We start from the raw sequence: 17,051 nt of genomic DNA, 5'->3' as shown, positions 1-17,051 counted from the left end.
GGCGTCTGGCTGGCTCCTTGCCACAACATTGTGGCTGACAAGCTGCGCAGATGTGCCCGCAAATCCTGATCAGCCACCGGTGCTCTGCGCCGCGGAAGGGCTTTACATGTCACGGCAACCCGGAATCTCGTTCCTGGAAAGCGATTCTCTGCGAGCCCGTGCGTCCTTGTTTCGGGAGCTGGTTCCAGCGGAGGAGCGGGATCAAGCTTCTGCTCGGATTGAGGCGCTCGCCCATCGACGCGGCCGGCGACCGATCGTCAGCCAAAGTACATGCGAGGCTTTGCTGGCCGAGGCCAGTGCACTTCGGGAGAGTTCCTCTGGTTCCGCAAAGCCGCCCCGCAGGCGCTCACAATCCGCAGATGAAGTGCGTCCTTAACTTAGGAGTCTGGGAACGCATTCACATCTAATTTGGTAGCGTAGCGGGTACTCGGTGGAGCGATGCGAAGGGGAGTCATGGCGAGCCACTGATACAGATCGCTGTGCTTGCCCATGGTTGCACGGCCGCCGCCCGGAAAGCCCCTCGACATGCGGCTACCAATAAATCGCTCACGCGCGAGCTTCGCATTAAGGCGGATGCGGACTCCGTTCTTACCTCGCTTGCATCGCGTGGTGACGCACGATCAGGTTCTACCACGGTCATCCGAAAGAGCAATGCGAGCGGACCAGGCAAGATCTTGAGCTGTGATGCAAGCTCTGCTGCTGCGCGTTAAGATGTGCGTCTCAGCTTTTCGATATCAGGCCGCGGCGGCAGCCCCACTGTTCAGATCGTCATCTCCAGAAAAGGCGTGACGGCCCAGTGAACGCGGGGGCGGACGCTGGATCAGAGATGCGGCGCGTTCCGGAGCTCGCTTCAACCGGGAGGCGCCACGTTTGTTGGGCGCGCGGACCTCCCGGCCGGGCGAAGCTAGAATCGTACTACCACACCCGCCTGGATGATGAAGGGATCGAGCCCCGGCTTGGCGGTGACGACGCTCGGTCCGATTTCCGCGGAGGCGGAGGTCTTCACGAAAGCCTTTTTGGCGTCGACGTAGACACCGAAACGCTCGGTCACGTTGATCTCGGCGCCGACCTGAATCGCGGGGCCAACCTCGTCGCGAACGTTGAGGTTGTCGGCGAACTCGTCGCGTATCGACCAAACGTGGAACCACTCGATGCCGCCGCCGACGTAGGGCGAGATCTTGCCGCCGCGCAGCGGGTGCCAGCTGGCGGTGCCGGTGAACAGGCTGAACTTGTCCGTGCCGAGGTTTGGCGTCCCGTCGAGAGTGCCGTTCGGCATGTTCGGCGTCTTCACCGGGGTCGTCCCCGAGACCTGCAGGGCGATGCTCCTGGTGACGAAATACCCAAGCTCAAAGCTGCCCATCCACTTCTCCGGGGTGGAGTATCCGGCGCCGGGAACGAGGGTGCCGTCGATCTCGAAACCACCTTTGTCGGCAAGCTTCAGCCGCGCAACGCCCGCACGCGCGAAGGCGTCATGCTCGACCATTTGAGCGGCGGGGGAGGGCGCAGCAACAGCGGCACCGGCCGCGAGGGTGAGGAGGGAAGCCGTGATACTCATGAGTATAGCCTTCTGTTCGTCTCTCGGTGTCGGATCGAGCGCCGGAGCTTTGAATTGATGTTCAGCTTGCTGCCCGCAGCGATAACGGGCCTTCACTGGAGTTCGCCCGCCGAGCCTTCTGGCCACCCGTTGGCCCGGTCTTGCCGCCGCGGCCGCACGTCGGTTGATTGATCACGGCATCGATCGTGTCGAAGGTCGCCGTGCCGTTCTGGAGGGCGTCGAATTGGATTTGCGCTTGGTCGCGGGCGACGCTGAGCCGGTGGACCGAGTCGATGATGTTGCGGCTGCTGTGGCCGGCCATCACCTGCATGCGGAACCGCGCCTGGCCCTTCGGCACCGCCGGGAATTCGACGAGGTTGGCGAGCAGGCCGATGTCGGGCAGGCGGCGCGCGACGAGGCGGGCGAGACCCTCGCTGCCCATCTGCACGCAGACTATGGGAGAGGGATCGCCATAGGTCTCGAAGCTGGTGCCGTGGAGCAGCTCGCGCAGGAAGCGGATGTTGTTCATCAGGCTCTGGCGAAGCGTCGCGCCTTCCTCGGAGTCGACGATCTCGAACGCCTTGAGGACGATCGCGGCCTGCGACGGGGACAGCGCGTTGGAGAAGGTGCAGGGCGAGGAATAGTATTTCAGATATTCCTTCACGCTGCGGGTGTTGCAGGCGACGAAGCCGCCGTTCGAGGCGAAGGTCTTGGAGAAGCTGCCCATGACCACGTCAACCTTGCCGATCATGTTCTGCATGCCGATGTGGCCGCGGCCGTCGGGGCCGAGGGCGCCGAGATCGTGGGCCACGTCGACCAGCAGGATCGCGCCGAATTTGTGGGCGAGCTCCTGCAGCCGGGCGATGTCGGGCGTGTCCGAGTCCATCGAGAACAGGCTCTCGGTGATGACGAGGATGCCGTTGTCCTTGTCCTTGGCGCGGATCGCGGTCAGCTTCTCACGGACCGAGTCCAGATTGTTGTGCCGGAACAGGTGGATGTTCCTGGTCGAAGCCTGGGCCCCTTCCTGAAGGCAGGCGTGCGACAGCGCGTCCATCACGATATGGTCGGAGGGGCGAACGAGGCCCTTGACGACGCCGAAGCCGGCGGCCCAGCCGGTCGGGAAGAGGGTGACCTGCTCCATCTGCAGGAAGTCGGCGATCTTGCGCTCGAGAGCGAGCGACAGCGAGGTGTTGCCGACCAGAGCCGGCGAGCCGGCGCTGTGCACGCCGAATTCCTTGATCGTCTCGATCGCGACGTCACTGATCGCGGAATGGGCCGAGAGGCTCAGATAATCCTGCGACGCGAAATTGATGCCTTCGAACAGCTCGCCCTCGTCGGTGCGGGCAACGCACTTGCTGCGGGGCCCGGTCTCGGTCGAACGGCCGAGTGGCCACAGGCCGGTGCCACGGCGCAGCTCCTGCCAATCGTAGAAGGAATGCACCCGGTCCAGCAGATTCGACCCCGGCAGGTACCGGAAATCGCGCATGCTGCCCCGAGCGCCTTCAAGCGCGCGTCACTCGATACACTCATTTCCCCAACTCCCCAGCAGGCGGGCGGAACGGCCTCTAGCCATTATAGACGGCCGCGTTGCGTTCAGTACGGACTCGCAACCTTGTTCTCGATTTTTCCAATGAGTTCCGCCAGCGGGACCGGCTTCCTTTCGAAATCGACGCAGCCCACTTCAGCTTTTTTCATGCGATCGCTTTGAGCGCGGACGATGTAGATCCTGAGTTGCGATCGTCGCACTCGCGCGAGCCTCCAGTCTAAGTTGGATCGACTCGCGCTTCCGGTACCAGGTGGAGAGTCGGCAAGGGCTTCAAAGGGGCGCTGTGCCCGATCGCCTTCGAACGATCTTCGGTCGCTTAGCCAACCTCCTCCTATTCGTTCGATCCGGCTTCAGCGTGCAGGCCAAGCCTTTCGCCTGGCTAGTCGTCAGCCAACGGTCCAGCCAGCATCCGCCATTGATTTCGCAGCGGCTTCTGACGCAGACACCTCGCGCTGCCAGCGGGAGGCATCAAGGCGCCGCCCCGTCACCCCGGATGATGCTTCGGAAGCTAGCCAAAGAAGAGGCGGCACGATGATTGTAGGGTCGAGGAGATTCGAGCGAGCCTCCTGCGCTAAGCCTTCCGGGATCATGCCCGTTGCTGTGGGCCCGCCCGGAAGCAGAGCGTTGACCGTTACCCCGGTGCCTTCGAGATCCTGCGCCCAGATGATGGTTTCAGATTCCAGCGCCGCCTTGGAGGGACCGTACGGCGAGAAGCCGCGCCGACGCATGGTGGAGTGATTCATGGTGATGTTGATGATCGGTCCGTGACCGGCCGCGATCATGCCCGGAACGGCCGCGCGCGCCATCAGAAAGGGTCCGGTCACGTTGGTGTCGATCACCATTCGCCAGACCTCCGGGTGGGCCTCCCAGAACCGGGTCGGCTCCGACAGGAACCGCTCACTCACGTACTTCATCCCACGGGCGGCATTGTTTACGAGGATGTCGAGCCGCCCGAAGCGCTCGCGCGCCATTGCGACGACGCGGTCGCAGTCCTCCTCGCGTGCGACATCGGCGATCATCGGGGTGATATGGCCGTTCACGCTCTCGGCTGCCACCGCTTCGACTTCTGCCGCTTCGCGGGCGGCGGTCGCGATCACGCGCGCCCCCGCCGCCTCAAGGCCTAGCACCATCGCACGGCCGAGACCTCGCCCGCCGCCCGTCACGATTGCAACGTGGGCCTCAAGCCTTCCAGGGTTCACCGGTTCAGCGCCTGCATCTGCGGCGCGGCGTAGCGGCTGCCGGCAGCGGCACCCGGCGGCAAAATGGCATCGATGCGCGCGCGGTCCTCGGCTGTGATCCGCACGTCCAGTGCGCCCACATTCTCCTCCAGCCGCGTCCGCTTTTTGGTGCCGGGGATTGGAACAATGTCCTCTCCCTGCGCCAGCAGCCACGCAAGCGCGAGTTGGGCCGCCGTGCAGCCCTTCTCCCGCGCCATCGTCCCGATCTCCTGCACCAAATCAAGGTTCTTCTCGAAGTTTTCGCCTTGGAAGCGCGGCGCGTTGCGGCGGTAGTCATCTTCCGCGAGGTCATCAACGCTCCGGATCTGCCCGGTGAGAAAGCCGCGTCCGAGCGGGCTGTAGGCAACATAGCCGATGCCCAGTTCGCGAACTGTCGGCAGGACCTCCTCCTCCGGCTCTCGGCTCCAGAGGGAATATTCGGTTTGGAGAGCAGCGATGGGGTGCACGGCATGTGCACGGCGGATCGTCTCCGGGCCAGCTTCGGACAGCCCGAGATAGCGGACCTTGCCGGCTCTCACGAGCTCGGCCATTGCGCCCACGGTCTCTTCGATCGGCGTGTCGGGGTCTACACGATGCTGATAATAAAGGTCGATGTGGTCGACGCCGAGGCGCATCAGCGAAGCGTCGCAGGCCTGCCGGACATATTCCGCGTCTCCGCGAATGCCGAAAAACTCGCCATTCTCGCCGCGGACGTTCCCGAATTTGGTTGCGAGCACCACCTGGTCACGACGGCCGGCGATCGCCTTGCCGACCAGGACCTCGTTGGTGAATGGGCCGTACATGTCGGCCGTGTCGAGGAAAGTGACGCCCAGATCGATGGCGCGATGGATCGTCGCCATCGCTTCCGCTTCGTCGCGGCCTCCATAAAATTCCGACATCCCCATACACCCCAGGCCGAGTGCAGAGGCCTCAAGGCCACCCGAGCCAAGCTTGCGCGTGTCCATCTCAGGTTCCTTCAATGTGTCGCCCTCATTAGGCGCAACTGTCCCCCGGCGAAGGCGTTCCCGCGAGTTCATTTTGCGGTCCGCGCTCCGTACTAAACCAGTCGTATTCTCGAGGCGATGGGACGGCGATCCCGATTGCCTCTTCATGGTTTTTCGACGCTGATCCTCGAAGCCGTGAGGCCAAGGCCTGGGTCTGCTTCTTACGCGAGATTGCCAACGTGCTCGGCCAAGAGGCCGTGCTCCTTAGGCAGTGCGATGCGGATTGCCGCCCCGCCTGGTGAGGTTCAGGCCGGATTTGCTGATACTTGGATCAAGGAAGCACGAAAGAGGAGCTGGCCCCTTCGGCGCAAGGACATGCAAGTCAGTGCTCCTTCCAAGGGCGGCGGGGTTCGTCCGACGCGGCAGGAGCAGACTCCACCCGGATGTGGGTTACCGCCCAAACTTGGCTGAGCACCGCGTCTTTCGAGCCGCTGTCATCGGGTGCTCGCGTCTCGGCGGCCCTATCCGGTAACATCCGCTTAGCGCCCCTAGCGGCAATCCCATTGGCGGAACTCTCCCCAAAGAACGGTTCGCGGAAGACACCGGCGTGAGCAGCGGTCTGCTCTCAGGTTCTTCTCCTTTTTGCTCCCGTGGTCAGGAACGCCACGATGGCAACGAACAGCACCAGGAGCGGAGCGATCGCCCGCGTGAGTTCGCCGTGAACGAGCACGGTTACTGCGGCACTGAGCATGATCCCGGCAGCAAGGGCGATTCCAGCCTTCCGGCTTCTTACCTGAAAGATCAGGATTGCGGCTGTCAGTTCGAGCATCCCAGTTACGTAGTGAAACCATTCCGGATAACCCCAGCGGTCGTAGTCGGACAGGATCGCTTCGGAAGCTATGATATTGCTGATCCCTCCCACGATAAAGAAGGCAGAAAGCAGCCAAGATAAAACAGAATTCCAATGAAAATTTCGCATCGACCCACTCCCGTCGGCGCTTAGTTCTGCGCTATTTGCTCCTCGGCCGCGGCCGTGAGCGTTTAGTTTTTCACCGCATCCAGGGCACGCAAAGTGGTTTTTGGCGGACTTGCCCACGACACGCAGTCTCTCAGGTAAACTCTTTCGCTCTGGTGCCTTATCGAGCCGGGATGCCGCAACTGACTGAGGTATGTGAAAATGCGGAGCTGACCGCGGCCCCTGAGGCAATGATGTTAGCCGCCGCACGCGGCCTCGAGGAAAAGCCGTGCTCCCGGCTCGACTGCCGCGCAAAGCCCGCAAGGAGCGGCACGAATTCCAGGAGTCCTGATGTCATTGCCGAATGGCGCGCTAATCTCCTTCGGCAGGACCCGCTGGAGGTTCGCGAGCTTCGCTCCATCCTAGTCCGAGCGACTTTTGGATCGCGACATAGCTGGCTGTCAGCGCCGCAGTGGCGCTGCGCAGGTTCGCCTCTGCGAGCAGCCGCTGGCGCTCGGCCTCGAGGCTGTCGCCCAGCGAGATCACGCCTCGCTGGTAGCGTTGCCGCATGAGCGCCGCCGACTGCTCGGCCGAGCGGCTGATCTCAGCAAGAGCGGCAACGGTCCGCCTTTGTTGAGCGAAGCGCGAGAGCGAGGTCTCGGCGTCTTGGAGGGCGCTGAGCACCACCTGCCGGTACTGCGCCTCCGCCTCGTCGCGGCCTGCCCGGGTCTGCGCGATCGCTGCGGACGTTCGTCCAAAGTCCAGGAGACCCCATTGGAGTTGGGGAACGGCAATCTTCGAGATGTTACCGAGATCGACAAGGTCTCCGATCGACGTGCCGCCGATCCCTAGGATTCCCATGAAGCTGATCTTTGGAAAACGGGCCGCCTGCGCAACGCCGATGCGAGCCGTTGCGGCCGCAAGGTTCCGCTCGGCTGCCCGGATGTCCGGCCGGCGACGGAGGAGCGAGGAGGGGTCGCCGATGGCGACACTCTCGGGCGGCAGCGGGATGTCGCGCGGGGGCGCCAGCAGCGGATCGAGCGATCCTGGCGCCTCGCCGGCGAGCACGGCGAGCGCGTTGAGGTAGATCTCGATCTCGGCCTCGACGGCGGCGAGGTCGCTGGTCGTCGCCTGAAGGGCCCGGTTCGCCTGCCCGACGGTGAAGGCCGGCACGGTGCCCCGCCGGAAACGCTGCTCGGAAAGCTCGAGCTGCCGCCGCTGCAGCTCAAGTCCCTGGCGCAGCGCGGTCGCCCGCTGCTGCCGGTCCCGGACGTTCACATAGGCTTGGGCGAGCTCGGCCGTGAGCTGAACCTGGGCGTCCGCAGCATTGTAGGCAGCCGCGGCCGCGAGCGCGTTGGCGGCCTCGACCCGTCGAACTTGGCCGCCGGCAAGGTCGATTTCCCAGTTAGCATTCAGCCCGAGATTGTAAAACTGGAGGGAGGTGCCCGCGTCCTCTTCGGTGGACGCGGGCGGCGACGGTGTGGGCGTGCCGCTTCCCTGGTTCGATTGGAGGTCGATGCCGGGGAGATCGGCGAAGACCGAAGTCGCCTGAGCGCCTGCGGCCGGGAGACGGTTCGCGCGCTCCTGTCGAACCGACGCCCGGGCTTGGCGGACTCGGGCCTGCGCCGCCTCGAGCGACGGGTTGGAGGCGAGCGCGCGCCGCTCAAGCTCGTCGAGCACGGGGTCCTGCAGCGTCGTCCACCATGCCGCGATTGCAGGCTCCGTAGAAGTCGCACCCGGCGCTCTGCGAACGAACGTGGACTCTGGGCTCGAGCGGCCGAGCTCCGGCGGACCCGAATAGTCCGGGCCGACAACGCATCCGCCAAGGAGCAGGGGGGCAAGGACGAAGTATCTGAACTTGGACATGGCAGCCTCAGTGCATCGCCAGCGACAGCCCCTTGGGCAGCGGCCGAAGGAAAAATACGAGCGGAAGCGTTGCAAAGGTCGCGAGCGCCATCGCCCAGAATATGTCGTTATAGGTCATGACGAAGGCCTGCTGCTGGATGGTTCCCGCGAGCGACTGGAACGCCGCCTCCCTGCTTCCAAGGGAATGCGACAACCCCGTAAGATATTCCTGCAGCCGCGAGTCGTTCGCCCAGAGCGTCTCCTCCATGCGCCGGCTGTGGAGCCACATGCGCTGGTCCTGGAAGGACGCGAGGGCCGCCAGAGCGAACGAGCCGCCAAGGTTTCGCGCGGCATTGAAGATGCCCGAGGCGTCACCGGCGTCCTCTTTGCTGACCGAGGCGACGGTGGCTTGGTTCAGAAAGAGCATGGTCAGGATCATTCCCACGCCGCGCAGCAGCTGTCCTGTGGTGAACGCTTCGCCGGCGGATTCGGCTGTGAGGCTGGTGCTTACGAAACAGCTGACGGCCATGATCGCCAGGCCGGCGCCGACCGCGATCCTGATATCCACGAGGCGGATCATGAACGGAATGAACGGCATCAGGAAAAAGGCCGGAACGCCCATGAGGAAGATCACCTGCCCCGTCTGGAGGGCGTTGTAGTCGGCGATCAAGGCGAGGAATTGAGGGATCACGAAGGTCGAGCCGTACATGACCATGCCGAGCGCCAGCGCCATGACGACAACGCTGCCGAACTGGCGGTTCAGGACGAGCCCCAGCTTCAACACGGGCTTTGCCGCCCGAAGCTGGCCGATGCCCAACATGATAAAGCCGATGACCGTCGCTATCGTCAGCTGGACGATGAACGAGGACTCGAACCATTCCTCCCGGTGTCCCTCCTCGAGCACAACCGTCAGCCCTCCCAGGCCAAGGGTCATGCCGATGATTCCGAACCAGTCCGCCTCGCGAAGGTAGATCCAGTTCGTCCTTTCGTGCGGCAGCCCGAGCAGCAGGAGCAGGAGCAGAAACGCACAGACCGGTACATTGACGAAGAAAGCATAGTGCCAGCTCAGATTCTCCGTCAGCCAGCCGCCGAGCAACGGGCCAACCACCGGCCCCAGGATCACCGTCATCCCGAACAGGGCCATTCCGATCGGCTGCTGCTGCGGCGGGAGGCGTTTGGCGACGATCGTCATCGCCGTCGGAATCAACAAGCCTCCCATCAGGCCCTGACCTGTTCTGCCGATGATCATCGTCATCAGATCCGTTGCGATGCCGCACAGGACGGAGAAGCCGGTAAAGGCGGTCACCGCGATAAGAAGCAGCGTCCTTAATCCCAGAAGCCGCTCGAGCCACGCGCTCAACGGAATAACGACGATCTCCGCGACAAGAAACGAGGTGGCGATCCAGGTGCCTTCCGTCCCGGTCGCCCCGATCTCCCCCTGGATTGTGGGCAGCGCGGAGTTGACGATCGATATGTCGAGCGTCGCGAGGAGGGCGCCGAGTGCGCCCGCCGCCACGGCGATCCACGCGGTCGCGTCCGCCCGTTCGGGACGAACTGCACCTGCGGCGGCTGCGGCTGTCGCCATCGTTCAGCGCTCCCTGCTTGTGGCCTGGCGGATCCGGTCCAGTTCCCCTTTCGCTGAGCGTGTATCGACTGTGACCTCCACGGACATTCCCGGGACTAGGAGGCGCCGCACCTCGGGAGGCGCGTCGATCGCGATGCGGACAGGCACGCGCTGGACGATCTTCGTGAAGTTGCCGGTCGCGTTCTGCGGCGGAAGCACCGAGAACTGCGCGCCCGTTCCCGGAGCGAAGCTGGCGAGCCTCCCGCTCAGCTCGATCCCGGGAAGCGCATCGACTTCGATGCTGACCGGCTGGCCCACACGCATGAGCCCGAGTTGAGTCTCCTTGAAGTTCGCCACGATAAAGAGACGGTCGACCGGCACGAGGGTCATCAGCCGCGTCCCCGGCTGCACGAACTGCCCGACGCGGACCGCAAGATCGCCTATCCGGCCGGTGATCGCCGCCCTGAGCAGCGTCGATTCGACATTGACGCGCGCCGCCGCAAGCTGGGCGCGGGCGGCCTCGGCCTGCGACTGAGCCTGCCGCACCTGCGCGTTCAGCGTGCCGACACGGCGCTGCGCAGCGAGCAGCCCCGCCTGCGCGGCATCGACCCGCTCGCGCGCCTGTCGTGCCTGGGTCTGAAGCTGGGCGAGCCGCTCGCGCGGCTCGGCGCCGGACGCGGCGAGCGGCTGGTAGCGCGCGACCTGCTGCGCGGCGAAGGCGGCTTCGGCGCGCGCGGCGTCGAGCTGCGCTTGCGCCTGCGCGATCACAGCCTGCTGCTCGGCAATCTGCGAACGCGTGGTCTCGGCCGTTGCGGTGGCCGCTCCGATCTGGCTGGTGATCTGTTCGGTCTGGGCGCGATATTCCCGCGGGTCGAGTTCAGCCAGCGGCTGCCCCCGCCGGATGGCCTGGTTCTCCGCGACGAACACGCGCTCGACATATCCAGCGATCTTGGGCGCAACCACGACCGAGTCAGCCGACACATAGGCGTTGTCGGTGCTCTGCATATATTTGCCGCGAGTCTCCCGGTCCGAGTACCAGAGGAAGCCGACGACGACCATCGCGATCGCGCCGATGAGCAGCGCAAGCCGTACACGCGGAGACTTGAGCGGGGAACTCCGGCGCTCTTCGATGATTTCACTGCCTTCTGCGGCGCCTGCTGGTTGATTCGCCATATTGGGCCTACCCTGACTGAAGCGTGTGGCCCGGGCGCTTGCCACACCAGCAAATTAGCGGCAATATCATATTTTATGGAACCTCAGAAAGATCGCTTGCGCAGGATTGCCACCGACTTCGGCTGGACCTGGTACAGGATGCGGCGGCTGATCGACGCGCACCTCTCCGCGAACGGCGCCTCGATGTCCCGGCTGAAGCTGCTCGCGTTCCTTGCGGAGCAACCGCGTCGCTCGACCGATATCGCCAGCTTCTTCGACCATGCGCCCCGCACCGTCACCCAGGCGATCGACTGGCTGGAGCAGAATGGGCTGGTGTCGCGCTCGCCCGTTCCCGGCGACCGTCGTGCGAAGCTCGTGCAGATCACCGACGCCGGTACGGAGATGCTGGAGCAGGGCCTGCCACTATACGACGGCATCGTGGCACGGACCTTCGGCAGCTTGACGGAGGTAGAACTTGCAGGGTTGAAGGCCGCGATCCTGCACCTGGACCGGATCGTCGATCAACTCGAAGAGGAAGGGGGCTTCCGGAAAGGTCGCGTGGCCGCTCCCGGGGACGAGGACGGTGGCTGATCCGGAATTGAGCGAGGGGTCTGGTGCGACCGTATTGAGGGAGCGCGAGCGCTTCGCGCAGATTCTGGTGTTATTCGGGCGTCACGGCTTGAAAGGGCTGGCCGCCAGGCTTGGCCTTGGAGCCGCCAGAGACGAATCACTCGATAACCCCCGGCCAGAAGCTGTCGTCGCGCTGTTGCGCGACATCGGTCCCGTGGCGGTCAAGTTCGGTCAGATCCTCGCGATGCGCAGCGACCTGCTGGAGCCGGAATGGGTCGACGCTCTGTCCAAATTGCAGGACCGGGTTCCACCCAATGACTTCGAGGTTGTGCGGCCGCTGATCGAGGAGGCCATCGGCGGACCCATCGAGAACTGCTTCAGCCGCTTCGACGAGGAGGCGTTCGCCGCCGCCTCCATAGGTCAGGTCCACGCCGCGACACTGCTCGACGGGCGGGAGGTCATCGTCAAGGTCCGCCGCCCGGGGATCGAGCGGATCGTCGACGCGGACCTGCGGATCCTGCGGCGCCTCGCCCGGATTGCAGAGCGCCGCATCCCAGAAATTGCGCGGCTGAAGCCTGACGAGCTGCTGCGCCACTTCGCCGAAAGCCTTGCCCGTGAGATGGACCTCGGCGCCGAAGCGCGCGCAAGCGACGCGATCGGGGCGTTTCTCAAGGATCTGGGCGTTCGAACCGCCCGCTTCGACTGGGAGCTTTCCGGCAGGCGGGTCAACATCCAGGAGCGCTTTCACGGCGTTCCGGCGACTGACCTGGAGGCTGCACGCCACAGAGGTCTCGACCTCACCGCGCTTGCCGGCACTTATGCCCAAGCCGTGCTGCGGATGATCGTCATCAATGGCTACTTCCACGCCGACCCGCATCCTGGCAACGTCTTCTTCCTTGAGGACGGCACCCTTGGCTTCATCGACTTCGGGGCGGTCGGCACGCTCCTGCCGAGACGCCGGCAGGAACTCGTTCGGCTGGGCCTGGCGATCGCGTCGGGGGACGCGGGCGGCGTTGTCGACATTCTCATGCTCTGGGCCGGCGATCCGGACGTCGATAGGATCAGGCTGGAAGAGGCTTTGGCCGAGCTGATCGACCGCTTCAGCAACGTCCTCCTCGAAAAGATCGACCTGGGCGACATATTTCAGCGGGTCTTTGCGCTGCTTCGGGAGTTCCATCTCGCCCTCCCTCCCGATCTGGCGCTGGTGCTGCGGACGCTGCTTACCGCCGAGGGTTTTGTCCGGCGCATCGATCCGTCCTTCGACATCACGCGTGAGCTGGCTCCGCTTGCCCGGGAGTTGATGCGCGAGCGGACCAGCCCGGCACGGCTGCGGGGCGAAGCGAGCAAGCTGCTCACAGCACTTGGAAGAGCGGCGCTGTCGACTCCCAGCCTCGTCGGGCAGATCGAGAAGGTTGCTCGGACCGGGGCAATCACGTTTAGCATGGCGCCCCGGGACCTTGAGCGGCTGCGCGCCGGCCTCGACGCCAGCCGAGCCAACCCGCAGCTGTATCCCGCCGTCCTCGCGATATGTTCGGCGATCGTCTTCGCCTCCGAACCTCTGCTCTCGGCGCTGCTGGCGCTGCTTTCCGGTTTGTTGGCCGTTGCAGACTGGCTTAGGCGGCGATGACGGCGCTGCAATCTTGAGCCGCGGGAGGCTGGTCACGCCGCCGTCACGTTCGGCGGGCGCCGAGTTCGAGATCAATCAGAGTTTGAGCGCGTCTATATCGACGCGAAGAAGGCTTGATGGAGATCAGACGCTTCCGGGCTGCTGTTCGGTTCTGAGGCGCAAGCGAGCGGCTGGTGAGAATGATGAAGCTGCGAAACTCACGTGGCGCCGCAAGCGGTGGATAATTCTTGGACACCGACAGAAGATCGACCTAGCTAGAGCACGTTCTTGCCTCTCGCCGGGTGAGTGCGAAATCGTCAGTGCGCACCAGTGCGAGATCAGATTTCGGACCATGCGAGGCAGCCGGCGCCGACCAGCGAAGTGCTGACGATCATCGCGCCGGCATCATAAAGTGGGCGAGAGCGAATCCCCTGTGTCCACCTAACGGCCCACACACCCCGTGAATACCAAAGCGGCTGCCCCTCGGCCGCGATGATCGCGTTGAAGGCTTGGCCTTGGCTAATGTGAGGGGCGAACATCACGATGGCGCTTTTCGCACCGCGCGGTGGGAACGCTGCCCAAGGCCCCGCAACGAGCAGCGCGAGTACAAGGCCTATTGCAACCCGCCCGCCCGGCTGCCCAGGGCCGGGACCGCGACGCATACGCCAGCCGGCGACAAACGGCACGATGCCGAAAGCGATGAACCACAGGAGATCCCAGAACAATCGATCCTCGCTGGTGAGATTGATCCGGTGAATTCCCAGCACCCAATGCGACAGTACGCTATCTAGGATGTGCCAGACCCCGAACCCCATCAGCACACCGGCGAAGAGCTTTCGTCCCGCGCCAGGCGCAGAAAGGCTTCCGCCGGTCCGAGCCAGCATGATCAAGCGTCCATGACACGTTCAACAGCACCTGCTCGGGAACGCCCACACCTGGCAGGCTCCCGCAGATGACGCCATTTCAGAGCTCGGGAAGCAGGCTGCCCAAGGCAAAGCCAAATCCCTAGACTGGATCAGTTAAGCCGGGACGCCGTCTCCGCATCTTCTCGGCTTGACCTCCGCCAGGCGAGATGTTCTGCGCGCCTCGGGGGGGATGGACAGGAGCGGGGTCGGCGGGGAACGCCTGATCCAAAAAGTCGTCGGCAGCAGGCAGACGAACCCTAGGCCGAGCTACCGAACTCGATCATGCCGGGAGGGATCTATAACTCTAGCCACGAGTTCCTCCTCGACGAAACACCTGCATGGGCGAAGCGCAGCGCAAGGCTCGCAGATGGATGTGTGATTCACGAACCGGCGCAGCGCAGACCTCATCCGGATTGAGGAGAGAAGCTTGGCGTCAACATTGTCTCTTCCGCGGGAGGCCGGACCTATCCTCGGGCGGGCAGCTCTCTATGCAGCCAACATCGGGGCGCTCACGGGTGGTTGGCTCGCTGACATGAATAAAACCCACATGTATAATCCACGATGGACGCCGCACGCGAAATTTCATGATGGCATCACCATCAGCGTGGCTACATTGGGGGGAGCAGCCGGCCTGTACTTTCTCGTGCGCCGCCCGTTCGGTCATTCTGCCGACACAGCCGTCGCGGCACTCCTGCCCGCAATCATCTTTGGCTCGCAGGCGGCCGCTTTTTTGTTTCCGGGCGCAGAAGGTCTGGAGGTGGAGGCACCTGAAATGGTGCCCAAATTCGCGGGGGTGTGGATCAACGAGCTACCGGTCGCGCTCGCGGGACTCGCGCTGGCGGGACTGGGCTACGTCCTGATGAAGAGGAACCGGAGCTGAACCCTCAAGTTCCCAAGGGGCTGCGGGGGATCTCCTTTTCTCTCAGTTCATAACGGCGCCCGTCATCCGGCAGCGCAATTCCAGGCCCGTCCGGTCCACCTCACGCTCGGGGTCTCAGGCAGTACCTCGGCACCCTTGGCTTCGGGCCGGGCGCCGACTCCACGATGTAGGCTCAGCTGATCGGTCAGGCACGTTCCACTTCGCTGGCAGGAAGATCTGGGCCAGTTCGTGTGCGAAGTGCCAGCTCGAGATCCCGTGACGTCATGGTCCATCGTGACTGAAAGCTCTGATGCCCGATGTATAACGTTCTTGATCCACTCCACGGCCTGATTATCGAGGATTGGTCGTCTTGGCTAGGTTTTCCTAGAGTTTGCAGCTGACCCTTGGCGTAGCATGGGCCTGTGAGCCGATATACTCTAGGTCGGGACGGGGCCGGCGCGTTTGGTCCCTCTCGTCGAAGTCCATCTCGTGCCGTTCGCGCACTGGATGCGCCTCAAGCTCCGGTTTGCAACTCCTAGAAGGTGTACCCCAGTCCGGCCGCTAAAAGAAACTGCTTGGCGTCGCCGGCTTCAGACACGACGGGGCTGCGTCGAAAGTCGCCCCTGAGGCGGGAATAGCTCCCTCCGACGAACAGCGCTGCCCCACGTCGCAGATCACCAGTCAGGGACTGGGCTGCGTAGATGCTTAGGCTCCAGTTCTTAGCGCCGCCCTCCGCCGAGAACGGGGAAAGACCGCTCGCAACGGCGCCAGAGTGTGGCACCGAAAAATAGTAGTCCGCGTATCCATCGCCAACCAGATCGAGAGATGCCCCAATTCCGACCAGCGTGGCGGGACTAAGCGGCGTCGCATAGTTAATAGACGGAGTGATTACGTGGCTTTCGTGTGCATTGCCCACATCCTTCACGTAAGCAATCCTCGCCGACAGTGTATCATAGTTGCTAGTGACGACGCCGGTCTTCGACACTCCGACGAAGCCGCCGACCTCGATCGCAGTTTTCAGCTTGCCAAGGGCTTCAACTTGATCGTCCTTGAGACTGCCGCCGGTTCGGTTGCGGCGGACGCCTACAACCGGCCCGAGCGAGAGCTCGATCCCATCTTCAGATCTGTCCGGGATCACATCAACGTACAGCTGCAGGCCACGAGTGAAAAATTCCACTCCCCCTACGTTCCCGCGAGCCGCTGCGGCCGGGACTATACGATGATCATCAGAGCCTTCATAAGTGGGCACGTACGCAGCGCCCGCGCCGATAGTGACGCTGCTCCGGCGGCGCTCGTTCTGCCGTTCATCGGCGCCGGGCGCGCCAGCCGTCGCGGTAGCGCTCATTGCCAACGTTGCGGCGGCGGTACCAAGCAATTTGAAGTTCCAAACCACGGCAGTGTGCCTTCTTCAGTTCCGGGGCCTCTGTATGTGAGGAGTCCGGGAAGGGGGGGGCGCGCCAATGCCTTCGAGCCTAATTCGAAGTGGCCGCGTGGCGGGGCGTATCGCACCGTATAGGAGAATTCTCAATACCATATTATGAGGTACATGCCGTACCCAGTGGCGGTGACTGCGACCCATCGCTTGCAAAGCGCGGGCACCAAGCCCTCATCGGATCGCAGCTGACGGCCGCTCTAGCCTGGTCAGCGCGGCGGTCGACTTTGATCGCTCCACGGGCCCGGGGCGGGAGTAAAAGCTCGATCGGCACCCAAGGCGGTGACGCAACCAGACTTAGGTTTCTCGCCAGATCGACTGACTAGAGATCCTAGACGGCTCGCCTAGCCTCTTCTCCCAGCACCGCCCGATCAAGCCACTCGAGTTCTCCTGAGGTCATCTGTGGACGCCCCTTCGGATGCAAGCGGTAAATCGGGGTAACGTTGGCACGTAGTCGGTTGCTGTCATCTGTCCGGCCTCGATGAGCAGCGCCATAGCTGCGGGCCAGTATGGGAGTTCGCGGACCGGATCCATTTCAGCTTTGCGCGCTTGGGTGGCGCTCTGACTTTCACTGGTTCTTCCAGCCCCGTCTCATCGACCGTTGTGCCATACCCTCCTTCGATCCGCCTACGTCCCCGACGCCTCTGGCTGCCGCCGCGACTTTACGCCGCGACTGCCGCCGGAGCTCTGTAGTCCTCCTTTTTCGTCAGCAGCGCCCAGGCCATGCGCGCCATCTTGTTGGCGAGCGCGACCGTGACGAGCATGCGTGGTTTGCGCGCAAGCATTCGCTCCAGCCACGAGCCTGCTGGCGCACCGTGGCGACATGCTCTCCGGACCATTGAGCTGCCGCCGATAATGAGCAATCGGCGGATGGTGCGCTCTCCCATCTTCGAGATGCTGCCCAGCCGCTGCTTGCCGCCTG

General features: G+C 63.7%; 13 protein-coding genes and 1 pseudogene. 3 read left to right on the top strand and 11 right to left on the bottom strand.

Annotated features, from left to right (window positions below):
• Positions 1–904: 904 nt before the first annotated feature.
• From E2493_RS16620 to E2493_RS16585, 8 genes are all read right to left on the bottom strand, one after another.
• Positions 905–1,651 (bottom strand): OmpW/AlkL family protein, encoded by a 747-nt coding sequence (locus tag E2493_RS16620; protein ID WP_135089010.1) that lies wholly within the window; start codon positions 1,649–1,651, stop codon positions 905–907.
• Positions 1,617–3,020 carry an aminotransferase class I/II-fold pyridoxal phosphate-dependent enzyme gene (locus tag E2493_RS16615; protein WP_135089007.1) on the bottom strand — a complete coding sequence of 468 codons (1,404 nt, stop codon included), beginning with the start codon at positions 3,018–3,020 and terminating at the stop codon, positions 1,617–1,619. The genes E2493_RS16620 and E2493_RS16615 overlap by 35 nt, the downstream gene beginning before the upstream one ends.
• Before the next feature lie 446 nt (positions 3,021–3,466).
• Positions 3,467–4,243, bottom strand: a complete 777-nt coding sequence (locus tag E2493_RS16610) for an SDR family NAD(P)-dependent oxidoreductase (RefSeq protein WP_225421542.1) — start codon at positions 4,241–4,243, stop codon at positions 3,467–3,469.
• Positions 4,244–4,275: 32 nt separating this feature from the next.
• Positions 4,276–5,262 (bottom strand): aldo/keto reductase, encoded by a 987-nt coding sequence (locus tag E2493_RS16605; RefSeq protein ID WP_135089001.1) that lies wholly within the window; start codon positions 5,260–5,262, stop codon positions 4,276–4,278.
• A gap of 604 nt (positions 5,263–5,866) precedes the next feature.
• Entirely contained in the window at positions 5,867–6,220 is a 354-nt protein-coding gene (locus E2493_RS16600; RefSeq protein WP_135088998.1) for a DoxX family protein, read from the bottom strand.
• 348 nt (positions 6,221–6,568) lie between these two features.
• A complete protein-coding gene (locus E2493_RS16595; protein WP_135088995.1) occupies positions 6,569–8,062 on the bottom strand; it encodes an efflux transporter outer membrane subunit in 1,494 nt (497 codons plus the stop codon).
• Positions 8,063–8,069: 7 nt separating this feature from the next.
• The gene (locus E2493_RS16590) at positions 8,070–9,626 is read right to left on the bottom strand and encodes a DHA2 family efflux MFS transporter permease subunit (protein ID WP_135088992.1); all 1,557 of its coding nucleotides are present in this window, start codon (positions 9,624–9,626) and stop codon (positions 8,070–8,072) included.
• Between the two features lie 3 nt (positions 9,627–9,629).
• Positions 9,630–10,778, bottom strand: a complete 1,149-nt coding sequence (locus E2493_RS16585) for an HlyD family secretion protein (RefSeq protein ID WP_135088989.1) — start codon at positions 10,776–10,778, stop codon at positions 9,630–9,632.
• A 75-nt stretch (positions 10,779–10,853) separates the two neighbouring features.
• Between E2493_RS16585 and E2493_RS16580 the strand changes: the two genes are divergently transcribed.
• Together E2493_RS16580 and E2493_RS16575 are read left to right on the top strand one after the other, a co-directional pair.
• Entirely contained in the window at positions 10,854–11,348 is a 495-nt protein-coding gene (locus tag E2493_RS16580; protein WP_135088986.1) for a MarR family winged helix-turn-helix transcriptional regulator, read from the top strand.
• Positions 11,341–12,954 carry an ABC1 kinase family protein gene (locus E2493_RS16575; protein WP_135088983.1) on the top strand — a complete coding sequence of 538 codons (1,614 nt, stop codon included), beginning with the start codon at positions 11,341–11,343 and terminating at the stop codon, positions 12,952–12,954. The genes E2493_RS16580 and E2493_RS16575 overlap by 8 nt, the downstream gene beginning before the upstream one ends.
• A 317-nt stretch (positions 12,955–13,271) precedes the next feature.
• On the opposite strand, the gene E2493_RS16570 is transcribed toward E2493_RS16575, so the two are convergent.
• On the bottom strand, positions 13,272–13,817 hold the full coding sequence (locus tag E2493_RS16570) for a DUF2243 domain-containing protein (protein WP_167737584.1): 546 nt from the start codon (positions 13,815–13,817) through the stop codon (positions 13,272–13,274).
• A gap of 448 nt (positions 13,818–14,265) precedes the next feature.
• On the opposite strand from E2493_RS16570, the gene E2493_RS16565 reads away from it, so the two are divergent.
• Positions 14,266–14,718 carry a DUF6640 family protein gene (locus E2493_RS16565; protein WP_225421541.1) on the top strand — a complete coding sequence of 151 codons (453 nt, stop codon included), beginning with the start codon at positions 14,266–14,268 and terminating at the stop codon, positions 14,716–14,718.
• A gap of 514 nt (positions 14,719–15,232) precedes the next feature.
• Here the strand turns inward: E2493_RS16565 and E2493_RS16560 are convergent.
• Both E2493_RS16560 and E2493_RS16555 read right to left on the bottom strand, forming a co-directional pair.
• Positions 15,233–16,042 carry a MipA/OmpV family protein gene (locus E2493_RS16560; protein ID WP_135088974.1) on the bottom strand — a complete coding sequence of 270 codons (810 nt, stop codon included), beginning with the start codon at positions 16,040–16,042 and terminating at the stop codon, positions 15,233–15,235.
• Between the two features lie 749 nt (positions 16,043–16,791).
• A pseudogene (locus tag E2493_RS16555) lies at positions 16,792–17,051 on the bottom strand (IS110 family transposase); the annotation flags it as partial.

This window comes from Sphingomonas parva (ex Maeng et al. 2020) (genome assembly GCF_004564275.1).
GTDB classification, from domain to species: Bacteria; Pseudomonadota; Alphaproteobacteria; order Sphingomonadales; family Sphingomonadaceae; genus Allosphingosinicella; species Allosphingosinicella parva.
This window is presented reverse-complemented; position numbering and strand designations above follow the sequence as displayed.